The 13,628-nt window shown below is 64.9% G+C and carries 14 protein-coding genes and 4 pseudogenes; 4 read left to right on the top strand and 14 right to left on the bottom strand.

The window, feature by feature from the left end; all coding sequences use genetic code 11:
* From AC1D1G_RS30870 to AC1D1G_RS30835, 8 genes and pseudogenes are all read right to left on the bottom strand, one after another.
* Window positions 1–72: pseudogene (locus AC1D1G_RS30870) on the bottom strand (YciI family protein); the annotation flags it as partial.
* A 911-nt stretch (window positions 73–983) separates the two neighbouring features.
* Complete coding sequence (locus AC1D1G_RS30865) at window positions 984–1,322, bottom strand: hypothetical protein (RefSeq protein WP_317567397.1); 339 nt, start codon at window positions 1,320–1,322, stop codon at window positions 984–986.
* Between the two features lie 136 nt (window positions 1,323–1,458).
* Window positions 1,459–1,743: pseudogene (locus AC1D1G_RS30860) on the bottom strand (SDR family NAD(P)-dependent oxidoreductase); the annotation flags it as partial.
* 60 nt (window positions 1,744–1,803) lie between these two features.
* Window positions 1,804–1,926, bottom strand: a pseudogene (locus tag AC1D1G_RS30855) (NADH:flavin oxidoreductase); the annotation flags it as partial.
* 79 nt (window positions 1,927–2,005) lie between these two features.
* Window positions 2,006–2,929, bottom strand: coding sequence for a tyrosine-protein phosphatase (locus AC1D1G_RS30850; RefSeq protein WP_283331734.1), 924 nt, complete (start codon window positions 2,927–2,929; stop codon window positions 2,006–2,008).
* A gap of 113 nt (window positions 2,930–3,042) precedes the next feature.
* Window positions 3,043–3,561, bottom strand: a complete 519-nt coding sequence (locus AC1D1G_RS30845; protein ID WP_477955019.1) for a nuclear transport factor 2 family protein — start codon at window positions 3,559–3,561, stop codon at window positions 3,043–3,045.
* 56 nt (window positions 3,562–3,617) lie between these two features.
* Complete coding sequence (locus AC1D1G_RS30840; RefSeq protein WP_283331732.1) at window positions 3,618–3,845, bottom strand: hypothetical protein; 228 nt, start codon at window positions 3,843–3,845, stop codon at window positions 3,618–3,620.
* Between the two features lie 11 nt (window positions 3,846–3,856).
* On the bottom strand, window positions 3,857–5,011 hold the full coding sequence (locus tag AC1D1G_RS30835) for a 3-ketosteroid-9-alpha-monooxygenase, oxygenase component (RefSeq protein ID WP_477955018.1): 1,155 nt from the start codon (window positions 5,009–5,011) through the stop codon (window positions 3,857–3,859).
* A gap of 418 nt (window positions 5,012–5,429) precedes the next feature.
* Here AC1D1G_RS30835 and AC1D1G_RS30830 point away from each other — a divergent pair, with 418 nt between their 5' ends.
* Together AC1D1G_RS30830 and AC1D1G_RS30825 are read left to right on the top strand one after the other, a co-directional pair.
* The gene (locus AC1D1G_RS30830) at window positions 5,430–6,155 is read left to right on the top strand and encodes an IclR family transcriptional regulator (protein WP_477955017.1); all 726 of its coding nucleotides are present in this window, start codon (window positions 5,430–5,432) and stop codon (window positions 6,153–6,155) included.
* Window positions 6,156–6,281: 126 nt separating this feature from the next.
* Window positions 6,282–7,448 carry an NADH:flavin oxidoreductase gene (locus AC1D1G_RS30825; protein ID WP_477955015.1) on the top strand — a complete coding sequence of 389 codons (1,167 nt, stop codon included), beginning with the start codon at window positions 6,282–6,284 and terminating at the stop codon, window positions 7,446–7,448.
* 255 nt (window positions 7,449–7,703) lie between these two features.
* Here the strand turns inward: AC1D1G_RS30825 and AC1D1G_RS30820 are convergent, their stop codons facing one another.
* Entirely contained in the window at window positions 7,704–8,540 is an 837-nt protein-coding gene (locus AC1D1G_RS30820; RefSeq protein ID WP_477955014.1) for a class I SAM-dependent methyltransferase, read from the bottom strand.
* A gap of 200 nt (window positions 8,541–8,740) precedes the next feature.
* On the opposite strand from AC1D1G_RS30820, the gene AC1D1G_RS30815 reads away from it, so the two are divergent.
* Window positions 8,741–10,807, top strand: a complete 2,067-nt coding sequence (locus AC1D1G_RS30815) for an FUSC family protein (RefSeq protein WP_477955013.1) — start codon at window positions 8,741–8,743, stop codon at window positions 10,805–10,807.
* Window positions 10,808–11,088: 281 nt separating this feature from the next.
* On the opposite strand, the gene AC1D1G_RS30810 is transcribed toward AC1D1G_RS30815, so the two are convergent.
* Together AC1D1G_RS30810 and AC1D1G_RS30805 are read right to left on the bottom strand one after the other, a co-directional pair.
* Window positions 11,089–11,355, bottom strand: a complete 267-nt coding sequence (locus tag AC1D1G_RS30810) for a hypothetical protein (RefSeq protein WP_280782295.1) — start codon at window positions 11,353–11,355, stop codon at window positions 11,089–11,091.
* 67 nt (window positions 11,356–11,422) lie between these two features.
* Complete coding sequence (locus tag AC1D1G_RS30805) at window positions 11,423–11,626, bottom strand: hypothetical protein (protein ID WP_280782294.1); 204 nt, start codon at window positions 11,624–11,626, stop codon at window positions 11,423–11,425.
* 344 nt (window positions 11,627–11,970) lie between these two features.
* On the opposite strand from AC1D1G_RS30805, the gene AC1D1G_RS30800 reads away from it, so the two are divergent.
* Window positions 11,971–12,318, top strand: coding sequence for a hypothetical protein (locus tag AC1D1G_RS30800; protein WP_283331721.1), 348 nt, complete (start codon window positions 11,971–11,973; stop codon window positions 12,316–12,318).
* Between the two features lie 228 nt (window positions 12,319–12,546).
* On the opposite strand, the gene AC1D1G_RS30795 is transcribed toward AC1D1G_RS30800, so the two are convergent.
* From AC1D1G_RS30795 to AC1D1G_RS30785, 3 genes and pseudogenes are all read right to left on the bottom strand, one after another.
* A complete protein-coding gene (locus tag AC1D1G_RS30795; RefSeq protein ID WP_198602278.1) occupies window positions 12,547–12,714 on the bottom strand; it encodes a hypothetical protein in 168 nt (55 codons plus the stop codon).
* A gap of 207 nt (window positions 12,715–12,921) precedes the next feature.
* Complete coding sequence (locus AC1D1G_RS30790) at window positions 12,922–13,251, bottom strand: hypothetical protein (protein ID WP_477955012.1); 330 nt, start codon at window positions 13,249–13,251, stop codon at window positions 12,922–12,924.
* A gap of 124 nt (window positions 13,252–13,375) precedes the next feature.
* Window positions 13,376–13,628 (bottom strand): annotated as a pseudogene (locus AC1D1G_RS30785) (penicillin-binding protein); the annotation flags it as partial.

The following is a 13,628-nucleotide window of genomic DNA, read 5'->3' as shown; positions in this document are numbered from 1 at the left end:
GTCCATGGGCACGTCGTTGACCGATGCCGGCGCGCCACGGTAGTGCTTGAGCAGCAGGTACTTGGCCATCATGTTCTCCTTGGTGCGGTGCGGCCCATTGTGGCCGTTTCACTCCGGGGACGCAGCCGCGCGCGGGTTCTCGACATCCTACGGCGACATTTCCTGACCATCTTCTCTGTCGGGGTCACGATCCACCGCGGGGAAGGTGAGAGCCGCTCAGCTCAGTCGTCGGATGTGGGGCAGGGTGTCGGCGAGTTGCTCGAAGAGGGTGCGCCCCGACGTGGAGGCGCTGAACGCCCTTCTGACGACGGTGGGCCGAAATCGGGACCTGGTTTTCGACGAACCGGACCGGCTCGCCCCTGGGTGCCCGCCGGGGACCTGAGACCTCCCCTCTGGGCGTCGCCGGGGTTGCGCGGACGAAGTGCAACGTGTGGTCGGCGGGTGTGCAGGTGACGAATCCGATTGCCTGCAAACGTCCCCGGTTGTATCCGATTTGGGGTGCGTCCAGCAGGACACGAGAGGAGTGACTACGGGTCGGACCGGAGACCAGTGTCGAAAGCCTTGTATTAGGGGGGAGCGAGGATGTGGTCCGTAGCATGTAGCGAATCCTGCGGGTGCGCAAAGCGGTCCAGATCGTGAGTGGAGGCTGTGAAGTTCCGGCGGTTCGTGAGTAGCCGTACCCCGCAGTTGCATCTCGGTCATGGTGGGCCTCTTCCGTTTTGGAATCGTTCGGCGGAGCGGCGGTGTGATCGACAGGTCGACGCGGTGTCCTGCGGGCCGTTGTGCTGTGTGGGGGCGTAATGGTGTTGTGACCTGGTGTGATGGCATGYCCCCGGGTTGTTATCCGGTGTGGGTGGTGGGGCGGGCCTCGCGGGGTGCTGGTTTTGCCCCGATACCAACCCGTTTTAAATAATGGCCGTATGTACCTACTTTCGGTATCGCATTGGTGCGCAGATGGTTTCCGTGTTTGCGCACGTCGTCGTTTATCGTGCTTCGGGAACGTCGTGAAATTTGTACCGGATACGCAGGAGCATCTTTTCGGTGTCGAGATGCCCGTCTGATTCCGCCTGTTCGATCATGTCGACGAAGTTCGCTTCCCAGTCGTCCGGAGCATCCGGCGTCGTCGATAACTCTGCCTCGAGACGGTGCAGGTCAACCCACAGATCTCCACGTCGCCACCGGGCCAAGGTCGAGAGCCGTCCCACACGACGAACTCGGCAACTCGCCCCTCGATCGATGATGGCTTCGAGGCCGGCGGGATCGCCGGTCCAGGCGATCCACGCGGTGGGGACCGAATGGTGTGCGTTGATGAACAGCCGCATGGTGGATCTCCCGGTCGGTGTCGCGCCGGTGCATGGCGATAGCTGAGGCTGAAGGCATAGCCGAGGCAGTCTCCACGCGATGAGGTGTACTTCCCTGGCGGGCCTACCCTGTTCGGATCAATAGTGTGGGTGGATGCTACCCGCACGCCTGGGTGTTGTGGTCTGCCTTAGCTGGATTCGTCGCTGGCGAGGAGGAGCATGAGGTTGGTGACTTCCTCGGGTTGGCCGTAGCGGGGGAGGGGCATTGTCGCGACCAGCTTGTTGTCGCCGCGGGGTCGTCTGTTAAGGTGCTGCCGATCTTGGGTGTGGATACGGCGCCGGGATGGACGGAGTTGCCCGCGATCTGTGCCGTGGCGAGTTCCATTGCAGCGCTTCGTGTGATGCCGCGGATGGCGAATTTTCCGGCGCTGTAGGGCGGATACTCCGGCGCCGCCGGCGATCCCGTTCATGGAGGAAATCTTGGCGATTGATCCGCCGGGTTTCATCGCCCGGTGACGATCGTGGGCATGCATTTGTCGCAGTGGATGCACAGTGATGGTGTCTGCGCGTCGCGCGATATCCGGTTGACCAGGTCCGGTTCGTGCAGCAGTGCCCTGGCCATCGCTTGCCGATCAGTTGCACCCGAGCCGTATCGGTTGAGGCATGGCGGCCACCCAGACGAAGCGGGTTCGGTCGTGGCCGGATCAGTGGGTCAGCTTGACCCGCAGCTTGTTGATGGTGTCCGGGCTCAGGCCGAGCCCGTCTGCGAGGTACTTGTCGACGGTGCCGTAGTCGGCGGCCAGCTGGTCGATGCCGGCCTGCAGGTAGCTCTTGTCGACGCCGAGCAGCGGCTCCCATTTCGCGGCGGCTGCCTCGCCCTGGCTCTGCTTGATGTAGGCGAGGGTCTTGATCATCGAGTCCTTGGTGTACTCGTTGGTGAGCAGGTAGTCGTCCATGATCGTCGTCGGTGCCACGCCGGCGATGCTCAGCAGCAGGTACGTGACCCAGCCGGTGCGGTCCTTGCCGGCGGAGCAATGGAAGACCTGGGCCCCGCCGGTGTTCGTGAGACCGGTGAGCAGCGTGGCGTAGCCGGCCCGCTCAGTCGCTCCGGTGACGTTCTTGCGGTTCCCGTCCTGCATCGCGGCGCGGGCGTCCTCGGGTGTGTGGATATTGGCGATGAATTCGTCGATGTTGCCCGCAATGACCGGGATGTTGACGTAGTTCACGCCGGCGGGCAGCTTGTCCTGCTTCTGCGTGATCTCGTCGGGTCCACGCAGATCGTAGGCGGTGGTCAGGCTGAGCCCGGCGAGGGTGGCGAGGTCCGCGTCGTTCGGCACGATCGCGTTGGAGCGGTAGAAGACCCCCCTGTTGACCGTCTTGCCGTGTGCCGCCGGGTAGCCGGCGCCGGTACCCGCCACGTCGCGGAAGTTGTCGACGCTCGCTAGTCGGGGTGCGTCCGCACCCGGCGTCGTCTTGCCGTTGCCGCCCGGGCCGGGCTGGAACAGCGGGGCCGACGCCGGAGGAGCGGTGGGCTCGGCCTGGGCGAGTCCGGCGCCGCCGAGTTCCGCGAGCAGTACTCCGCCGGCGAGCAGAAGCATCCCGCAGATGCGGGAATGGTGTCTGGACATGAAGAACCTTCCAAAACTGTGGGTCAGGCCTGTCGGGAGGCGAACGTGTCAGTGGGCGCGTCCATGGCACGGCCACCTCGGCGTTCTCCGCTGAGCGTGATCGGGGTTCGCAATCAGCTTGGGGGACCGGCGATTCCTGCGAATATCCTTCGTGCTTCGTCCTGACCGTCGAGGATGCGGCTGGTCCTCGTTGTGACCCTCCAGCCGTCGCAGGTGCGGGTGAGCTCCCACCGGTTCGCCGTGACTCTGCTGACCTRATATCCGTCGCCGTCGGATCGGCGCAGGATCAGTTGCGTGTGGCAGAGCGCTACCGCAGCGTCCCCGTCCACGGTGATGTGCGCAGGGCTCATGACGTGTCCGCAGCCTTGACGCAGGAAGCCCTGGTGGGGGTCTGTTCGAACCATCGCTTCGATCTGGCCGCGTCCGTCCATGCGGCCGGTGTCGACGTCATAGACGCCGTTGTGGGTCCACAGTCCGGCGACGAGATCGGCAAGTCCGCAGTCGACGGCCGGACCGTAGGAGTGCATCAGCCGCATGATCTCGTTGTGGTCCTCGAGTAGCTGAACTCGTTTCTCCAACAACTGCATTCGGGACTCGATGTCCGGACCTCCGGGCCCGGTCATGTCGCTCATGTTATTCCTTTCCGGATGGCCGACAGGCCATCGCCGGAGGGAGTAAAGGGATGTGGTCAGTCCGGGGGGATCGGGATCGTGCCATCCAGGACGGCCTGACGGATCGTCTCGCGCAGCGCCGAGCAGTTCCTGATGTGGACCCCCTGGCGGCCCGGAACGGCGTCGACGCGGAACTGTGCGCAGGAGGTTTCGCAGTCGGCCAGCCACTGCACGGAAGTGTGGTGCCAGCTGAACTTCTCCACCATCACCCGGGTGCTGCAGGTGCTGCATTCCAACGGTTGCATGACAATTCCTCTCAGGTGGGCTTGCCTGCGGCGGTGCTGCGGGCGAGGTTGTCGGCGACTTCCTGCTTCCAAGTCTCGACCGGTTTGGTGGTGTCGAGCTCGTACTCGAAGCGGTCCACCATCTCGGGCTTGATGTCCGCGACGTTCACGTAGAACTGCTCGTACCAGCGGCGCAGCTGGTAGACGGGGCCGTCCTCGTTGGTGAGCAGGGGGTTGTCGATCCGGGTCTTGTTCTTCCAGATCTCGATGTCCTGCTCGAAACCGACGCCGATGTAGCCGATCATCGCGTCGACCAGTTGGTCGGCGATCGCGGCGGGCACATGTTCGGTCTTCTGGACGGTGATCCCGTACATCAGGACGAATTTGTCGGGGGTGATCGGGTAGTGACAATTGATGAGGATGGAATCGACGTCGAACTTGTCGTACTCGTAGGTCAGTTCGTCGATCATGAACGAGGGCCCGTGGTAGGCGGCGAGGGACCGGTGTGCCAGCAGTTGGGGGACGTCCGGGTCCGTCCATTCGGTGATGTCCTCACGGCCGACGCCGCTTTGCTCCTGGATCGCGACGTGCCCCTCGAAGATGTTCTTGAAATACGTCGGGAAGGAGAAGTGGACGTAGAAGAAGTGCGCCATGTCGACGACGTTGTCGATGATCTCGCGGCAGTTGGTGTCGATGACGATCGACTTCCACACCCACTCGGTCCACTCGGTGCCTGGCGCCCTCATCACCGGGATCGTCACCTCGGCCGGCGGCGGGTTGCCCTCCGGGTCGTGCCAGACGAACAGCAGCTCATCCTGTTCCATGGTCATCCAGGCGCGAGTGCGCGCCAGCGGCGGAACCCGTCGCGCGTAGGGGATGTCGGTGCACTTGCCGTTGCCGCCCCAACGCCAGTCGTGGAACGGGCACGCGATCGAATCGCCCTTGACGGTGCCCTGACTCAGGTCGCCGCCCATGTGCCGGCAGTAGGCGTCGAGGATCTTGATCTCACCCTTGCTGTCGGCGAACACCACGAGCCGGGTGCCGAACGCCTCGATGGAGTGCGGCGCGCCGTCCCGAAAGTCCACCACCAGCCCGAGGCAGTGCCACCCCCGGGCGAAGCGAGCAGGCGGTGTGCCCTCGTCGATGTAGCGGACCTCGTCGGTTTCATCGATATTCAGAGCAGTCATGGTGGTTTCCTTCCTTCTGGTCTTTGCTCAGGTCGCGCGCAGCCACTTGCGGCCGCGCCCCGCCTGGCGTCCGGACCGAATGCGCAGAACTTGGCGCCATGAGGCGTCCGCGTTGTGACCTCGGCCACGGGTTCCTGGCCACCCTGTCAGCGCCAGACGGCGGTGCACCACTTCCGCATCCGCTCAGCGGACGACACGCTGGTCGATCGCGGTGACCTCGCGTGTCGTCACGTGTTGCCTGCACCGACTCGCGTTCGACGGGGCCTCGACCTGCAGCGGGCGAACACGAGGCAGTTCCCGCTCACCGGAAGGGGCTCTGGTGATGCGCCGGTTCCGAAGCTGTGCTGGGAGTGCCTGTCCGTCCCGGACGGCCGGTGGCGCTCCAGGTCGCGACTGCCGCCAGGGAAGGGAGAAGCCGATGTTGCACGGAGAACGCACGGAGAACGTCCCGCCCGCGTCCACCCTCGATCGGCTGTCCCTGGTGCTGGACTGCTTTCGCAGCACGCCGGCTCTGAGCCTCACCGACCTGTCTCGCCGAACGGGGATACCACGGACGAGCACTCGTCGGATGCTCGAGCATTTGGTGCGACTGGGCTGGCTCCGTCGCCGGGGCAGCGAGTTCGAGCTCGGGGACACACTCGTCGAGTTCGGAGCGCTGTCGCTGCACCAGAACAAGTTCGACCGGGTGGTGGCCCCGGTGCTCCGCGAGCTGCATCTTGTTACCGGTCACGTCGTTCATCTCGGTATCCTCGACGGCACCGAGGTGGTCTATCTCGAGAAGGTCGGCGGCCAGACGGCCCCCAACCTTCTGACGCGGGTCGGAGACCGCATACCCGCACGGTCGTCGACAATCGGGAAGATCTTGCTCGCAACCGCCCCACAGTCCGATGATGCCTCCGCCGACCTCCGCTCCGAGACCGACAGACTCCGACGTCTGGGAATTGCGTTCGGAACCTGCGCGGCAGGATTCAGTTGCATCGGAGTGCGAATCGGTTCCCTGGGCGGAGCGCAAGCAGGGCTCTCGGTCAGCGGACCGACGAGCCAAGTGAAGTTCGACCATCGGCATGCCGCACCTGTGCGTATGGCGGCTGCAGCCATCGCACAGTACCTCGACTTCGCGTCAGTGACCCGAAGACCTGCCTGACAGTGCCCGCTGGGCAAGGCCAAGACTATTCGACGCCGCCCAGCTTTCTGGATCTCCACCTGGCCGAGATCCGCTCACCGGACTGCCGGCTTGCTCGCGTATCGACCCCGTTGGCACCGTGTTCTCATGACATCCGACCTCACCGATTCGCGTCGAGTCGATCCCGAAGGAGCAGTGAACGCGCTGTTCGAGCCGCTGCAGGTCCGCTCCCTTGCCCTGCCGAACCGCATCGTCATGTCCCCCATGACGAGGGAGCACTCACCCGGCGGGGTCCCCGGTGCGGACGTGGCCGCCTACTACCGGCGGCGCGCCGAGGGCGGCAGCGGTCTGGTGATCACCGAAGGCGTGGCGATCGACCACCGGAGCGCCGTCGACAGTCCGAAAGTGCCACGCCTGCACGGCGAAGCGGCACTTGTGGGCTGGCGCGGCGTGGTCGACGAAGTTCACGAAGCGGGCGGCCGGATCATCCCGCAGCTCTGGCACGTCGGACCACTCTGGGGCGCGATGAGCGACGTGGATCCGAGCCTGACGTCGATGCGCCCGTCCGGAGTGTGGGGCCGGGCGGGGCGCACCGTCTACCCGGACGATTACATCGCCCGTGCGAGCGCTCCGACCGCGGCGATGACCGAGCAGGACCTCGAGGATGTCATCGCCGCGTACGTGCGCTCGGCCCGCAACGCGGTCGAGGTCGGATTCGACGGGATCGCCATCCACGCCGCACACGGCTACCTGTTGGATTCGTTTCTGTGGGAGTCGACGAACCAACGCACCGATCAGTGGGGCGGCGACCTGCAGCGGCGCACCCGGTTCCCGGTGGAGGTGATTCGGGCGATCCGGCGGGAAATCGGTCCGGAGCTGCCGATCTTCTTCCGGTTCTCGCAGCACAAGCAGCAGGACTATGGCGCCCGGATCGCGAACACCCCCGCCGAGCTGTCCGTCGTACTGAACGCGCTGATCGACGCGGGAGTGGACGTGCTGGACGCCAGCATTCGCCGTTTCGACCTCCCAGCGTTCGAGGGGAGTGATCTCACACTGGCTGGGTGGGCGAAGAAGCTGACCGGAGCCGTGAGCATGGCCGTGGGCAGCGTCGGCCTGAGCAAGCCACTGCGCGACACGGGCACGCCCGAACCCGCCGACCTCGATGGCGTATTCCGGCGGTTGAAAAGCAACGAGTTCGATCTGGTCGCGATCGGGCGACTGCACCTGGCCGATCCGGCCCTGGCTCGCACGCTGCGCCGCGGTGGGCCCATCCCGACCTTCGACCGCGAACGACACGAGGGACAGCTGTACTGACGTGGATTTCTAGGTCAAGATCGATCTGAGTGTCCACGGCTGTACTCGTGCCCATCGAGCCGCACCCCCCCGACTGAACCTGCAGCCATTCGGGTTGTTCGGTGTCGAGGGAACCGGTGATGCGTTCGTGGACCGGAGATTTCGAGGTTCTGGCCGACAGTGTGGGCGCGGGTGTAGTCGTCGTCGCCGAGACGGATGGGGATCCGGTGGGCGGGGCCGGGGTTGGCGTCTTGTCCAGTCCGGTGATGATGGCCGCTAGTCTCGGGGCCGGTTGTCGTGATGCTTGACCCACCGCCCCTGTTGGTGGTCCCAGTAGCGGGTGCGATCGTGTGAGTGACCAGGCGGTGGTGAAGCGGGCGCAGCTGTGCCCGTCGCGGTTTTTCTGTGTGATCCTGTGTGTGCGCCGGGAGAACCACCGGCAGTCGGATGCCCGATGGAGGGGCTGCGGTGGGGCAGCCTGTGCGCGCGCAGAACCACGTCGTGGGTGTGGTGTGCACCCGCGCCGCCACTGATCGAACGCTCCCGCACCTCGTTCACGTCGATGTGCCAGCTGTCGTCGAGTAGCGCCGCCACGTCACCGGGTGTGACCCAATCACCGGGATCGAAGCCGTGCTCCCGCGCCGCCTCCGCGTCGCGGATGTCGTGGTGGACGACCAGCAAGATGCCACCCGGTGCGACCGCGGAGACCAGCGCACGTTCGGCGGCACGATGGGCGGTACTGCGCAAGGCGGGGTACTGGGCTGAGACCAGGTCGAAACCACCCGCGGGCACGTCGGCATCGAGCAGTCCGCTCAGCACCCAGGTGATGTCCACGTCTTCCCGGTCGGCGTGGGCCCCGGCCCGGTCGAGGGCGATGCGCGAAACGTCCAGCGCGGTCACGGCCCATCCCTGCCGGGCGAGCCAGAGCGCGTCGGCGCCTTCACCGCAACCGACGTCCAGGGCGCGTCCAGGCGGTGCGCCGGTCATCTCGTCGACAAGTGCGCCGTTGGGTTCGCCGCTCCACACGCGATCCTGCCCGCTGTAGCGCGCATCCCATTCGTCCGCCTCACGTGATGTCGTCTTGACCTCGGTGACCTCGCCCGCATCTTCCATACCAACACAGTGCAATAGCACCGACGGTTTCGGCGAGAGTTCTTGCCGTATCGGCAAGCTAGGCAATCGCAAGACGGGCGCCGGGCCGGACGTCGGCGGGCAGGGACCGGTGCGTGGTGTAGGTGCTGTCTCGGCTCCGCCATCAACGAACTCGCACGCCTCTCACGATCGGGGATGAACCCAGGGCGCACAATCGGTGAATGCCTTTTCGGTTCGTACAGGAGACAGTCCGTTTTCTCGCGGTCTCCGATCCCGGCAGGCTGCGGCTCCGTGCCGCAACCGCCACGACGATCACCGTCGTGCTCGCGATGGTGGTGCTACTACCGGGTTCCGACGTGATCGGCCAGCCACTCACCGTCGCGCTTCTCGGGACGGTTGTCGCGATGCAGTCCTCGGCGGCGGTCAAGGACAGGGATCAGCACAGCAGGGTGATCACGACACTGCTGCTCGTGTTCCCGGCAATCGCAGCGGTGTCGATGTCCGCGGCGCTGTCACACTTCGGGAAGGTCGCCGATGTGGGTTTCATCGCGGTGCTCTTCGCGGCCGTCTGGGTGCGGCGCTACGGCCCGCGAGGGACGGCTCTCGGGATGGTCGCGTTCATCTGCTACTTCTTCGCGCTCTTCCTTCGGGCCGAGCCTGGGCAGATTCCCTTCCTCGCCGTGTCCATCGTCGCGGGCGTCGGTATCTCGCTCCTCGTCCGAACAGTGATCCTGCCGGATCGGCCGGGGCTCGAACTCAAACGGTTGGTTCGGGCGCTGCGGGCCGCGTCGATCGACGTGCTGGAGGTGGCGTCGAACAGGGGTGATCGGAATCTCGATCTACTCCGCAAGAAACTCGATCGGCTCGGAAGCACCGCGCTGATGATCGACGACTGGCTCGACCGCAACGATGCAGCTCAGCTCCTGAGCGTCACGAATGATGATCTGTCCGTTCGTATCTTCGATGCGCAAATCGCTACCGAACAACTCGTCAGCGCGCTGTGGGCGCTCGACCCGAACAAGTCGTGGCCGAATTCGCTGGGGCAGGCGACCACGGCACTGGGATCGTGCCTGCAGAACAATCCGTCGGACGAGCAACTCCGCGCTGCCCGACGCCTCGCCGCCACGGCCGCAGACAAGTCCGATCCATCGACTCCGGCGGGTATCGCGACCGCCGTCGCGATGCGAGCAGTGCAGGCACACATCGCGATCCATCACATCACCAACAATGCCCTGCGAACAGAATCCGAGCCGAGGAAGAAGCCGGATGAGGACGAAGAAACGGACACCGGATGGAATCCGAGCACCAAAGCCGCGATCCAGGTAGCCGTCGCGACCAGCGCTGCAACGATCCTCGGTGAGCTCATCTCGCCCGACCGCTGGTACTGGGCGGTCCTGACGGCCTTCCTCGTTTTCACCGGAGCATCTACCCGCGGTGAGATTCTCTCGCGCGCAGGCCACCGCGTCGTCGGCACCATCGCGGGAGTTCTTGCAGGAGTATTGCTGTCCGCGTTGGTCGGAAAAAACCAGCCATTGCAGCTGCTCCTGCTCGTCGTCTGCGTATTCTTCGCGTTCTACCTCGTGACGGTCGCCTACGCATTGCTCTCCTTCTTCGTCACCGTCATGCTTGCGATGCTCTACGGACTGCTCGGCACATTCAGCATCGAGGTACTCGAACTGCGCATCTACGAAACGGCGGCCGGCGGAATCGTCGGAATAGCGGCGGCGTACTTCATCTTCTCCACCGGAACGAGATCGACGCTGACCTCGAAGATCGACGACTACCTCGATCAGATGACTGCCATCATCGACACCGCTATCGGAGCCGTCGTCCAACCAGGCCACGAGACTGACCTCGTCGCCGACATCCGGAAGCTGGACAACGCGCTGAAGGACCTTGTCACGGCGGGCAAACCCTTGGAAATGGGACCGACGACGCGGACCCGCCGGGGCGCAAAACGGTTGTTGCGGATCATGACGGCCAGCAATCGGTCGTCTCATGCACTCGCCCGAGCAGGGGTAAGCGCCGCCCGCGGCGAACCAGACAGCGAACCGTCGCAGGAGACCACGAAGGCATTGCGCCAAGCATCCGACGTCACCAAGGCAACCATCGCCGACGTCAAACGCGCACTCGCCGGCGAGCACGTAGAGCCTCCAGAGAAACTCACCGAAACCTCGGCACCCGACGTCATGCTGCAGTCGACCACCACGCCGGGGCCGGTTCGCAGTGCCGTCCGCTCGCTCAGCACCCTCAACCGCACGATGGGGGAGGCATTGACGCATGTCTGATGGCTCGTATGTACTCCCGAGCGAAGCACAAAGCAAGCCAGTCGAAGCGGGAAGCCTGCCGAAGTCCCCGGCGCTGACCCGCAACGGTGGGCTGTCTTCGCGAGGAGGCGGGGAGCTCGATTACCCATAACTCGGCCAAATCCTCAGGCGCACATGTGTGGACGAGGTTGACATCACCGACCCGCAGTCGATCGACCGGGCGTTGCGTGTCGCGGTCACCAATCCCGCGGTGCTGGTCGAGTTCGGGTTCTCCGGCAGCCGGTATCGATGAGGGCATTCGTTCACCCAGCGGACGTCAGCACTCCGATGATTGCAATCGCGATCGCCGAGGCGGCGCCACAGATTGTCCAGGCCTGCACAGCGGTCCGGCGCCAGCGGGGATCGCGGATCCGGGTGGTCGGCGCGGGGGCAGCGCCTCCGCCACCGACACGTGACGGTTCGGGTTCACGTACGTGACGGTGCGACATCGCATCCGCAGCGAGCGCTGCGCCGAGAGAGGCGACCACCACGATCAACGTGACGGCGATGACCACAACAGTCCAGGGCATATGTGCACCGTGCCTTTACGATTCCTGGGATGCCGACGGCATGCGTCGACGTTGGTGTGGGCGTGCGTCATGGCGAAGGCCGGAGCATCACAGCTGCCGCGATGAGGCCGGCGAAGGTCGCGGCGACGATCGCCGCGGTGGCGCACAGTGAGCTGGTGACCATCCAGGCGGGCATGGCGACGGATAGTGCGGCACCGGCACCGATGACTGGCTGTGAGAGGCGTTCTGCACCGCCGGGAATGTGCTGCTTCATGGGTAGCGAGGGATGCATTCCAAGCTCCTTTCGCAAAGGGATAGACGCAGGCGGTGGTGATATCGAGTCCGATCGGCAGGGCCGCCTGGGTGGTTTGTCTGTCTCCTCCGGTAACGATTAAGAGTGATTTGGATCACAATTGAGTTGCAGGGCTCGTTTGTACCGCATTCCTGTCGGGAGCGCCACTAGGCAACCGTCCATGTTCGGGAATCCCCGGCAGCGTCCGGTGCGATTCGCGGTAACCCGCCGGGTGCTGTAATCCGCTCGGCGGATCGAACAACGACGTGAATCGCCGACGTTGCGAGACAACGGGACTTAAGACCCTATCCGCAAATGCTTTCGCCGAGCTTACGATGCCGCGTGTGACACTCGGCTCCCTGTCCTTGGCCCTTCTACGTGTGAACTACCGACTGGCGCGGCTTCCGCTGCAACTGTTCGAAGACGTGGCGGTGTCTCGGCTCGACGAACGGGAGCCGGTACGGCTCGCCTACGAGCAGATTCTGATCGACTGCGACCGTGCCGCGGCATACCTGCTCAACGATGGGAACGCGGCCCGGCGTGCGGCTGAGTTGGAGCGGCGGACCGCGTCGGTGCGACTGCTGATTGCCCGGGAACATCACCGCGTGCAGCGTCGTGGTGTGATCTTGCTCGATGAGCAGCGCGAGCGGTTTCATCGACGCCGTCAGCAGGACGCGGGTCTGCCGACATGACGTGAGCCTTGTTCGTCGCTACGGTGGTGCGCGGTCAGCACAATCGACCGGTGAGCCGACGGGCCCAGGTGGGGCGTAGGGAAGTTTCGCGCATCATCAGGGCGCGCCGGCCGCTCTGGCCTTTCACGCCACGTGTGGTGGTAGCTGCCGGGATGGGGGAGGGCTGACTGCTTTGCGGCGGGCGGGCCCGAGTTCGCTGGCGTAGTGCGCACCACGTCTCAACCCGGTTCAGCCCACCAGCGGCCTGAATTCGTGGAGGTTCAACAGCTGCTGCACATACTGCCCTTCGGCCAGCGCCGTCATGGCGTCGAGCCTGGCCAACTCTCCGGGGCTAGCCGTCGCAATGTCGAGTTGCATCAACTCGGCGACCCACTCCCGGATCTCCTGATGGATCACACCCGATCACCACCTCTGCACTGTGCGTTTGCGTGACTCGGGCCGACGCTGATTCTCGATCTGATCTGGCGTCAGCGCCGGATCTCGGGCCTGACGGCGACGCCGGTCTTGCGTGCCTCGGCGATCGCGGCATCGTCCTGTGTGCTCATGCCTTGATTCTCCTCCGAACGTCCAGAGCGCGGGAATCGCCGGTTATCACCACCGAGTTCATTGGCTCTCCGGCGGCCATTTCGAGCCGCGGAGGGCGTAGTACCTCTCGCGGGGCTCGCCGGCCCAACCGTTGATGCCTTTCCGCGGAAGCCACCAGGCGTGGATCAGCAGCACGATCGCGGCCAGGACGGCGAGCAGCACGAAGGACCAGAATCGCCCCGCAGTGGCGGAAACCAGGACCGACAGCCCGCACAACACGACGATCTTTCCGTTCCGCCGCCATTTCGGGGTGTGTTCCTCCCAATGCCCCCACACAATGGTGCCTACGGCGGTGATCCCGCATATCACCGCAATTCGAACCAATAGGGCCAGCTGCTCATCGTTCACCTTCCCATGCCTCGCGGAGGCCGTCCTGCCTGCGGACCCCGGCGTGACCAATCGTCAGCAGAACAATCGCAGCAACCCGAGAGCTACTGTCCAGTTGAAGGCGTTCACCCCGCTCGTCGTCCGGTCAGCGGGCGTAGCGCTGGTCGATCGGAGGCAGGGTGGTGGGGCCGAAGTTGTTCGCGATCGGCATCATCGCCGTGAACCAGGTGCGGGCCGGCTCGGTGCCACCGAAGAGGTTGCCGTCCCCGCACGAGCGCAGTGGACTGGTGCAGATCTGGCCGGGGGTCGGCGAGTCCCCGAACACATAGACGCTGCCGGCCAGGTTGTTGGTGTACCCGACGAACGCCGACGACATGTGCGATTCGGTGGTCCCGGTC

This window comes from Rhodococcus sp. P3_B8 (genome assembly GCF_056402775.1).
Note: the sequence above shows the minus strand (reverse complement) of the source record. Positions and strands in the feature narration are given on the sequence as shown.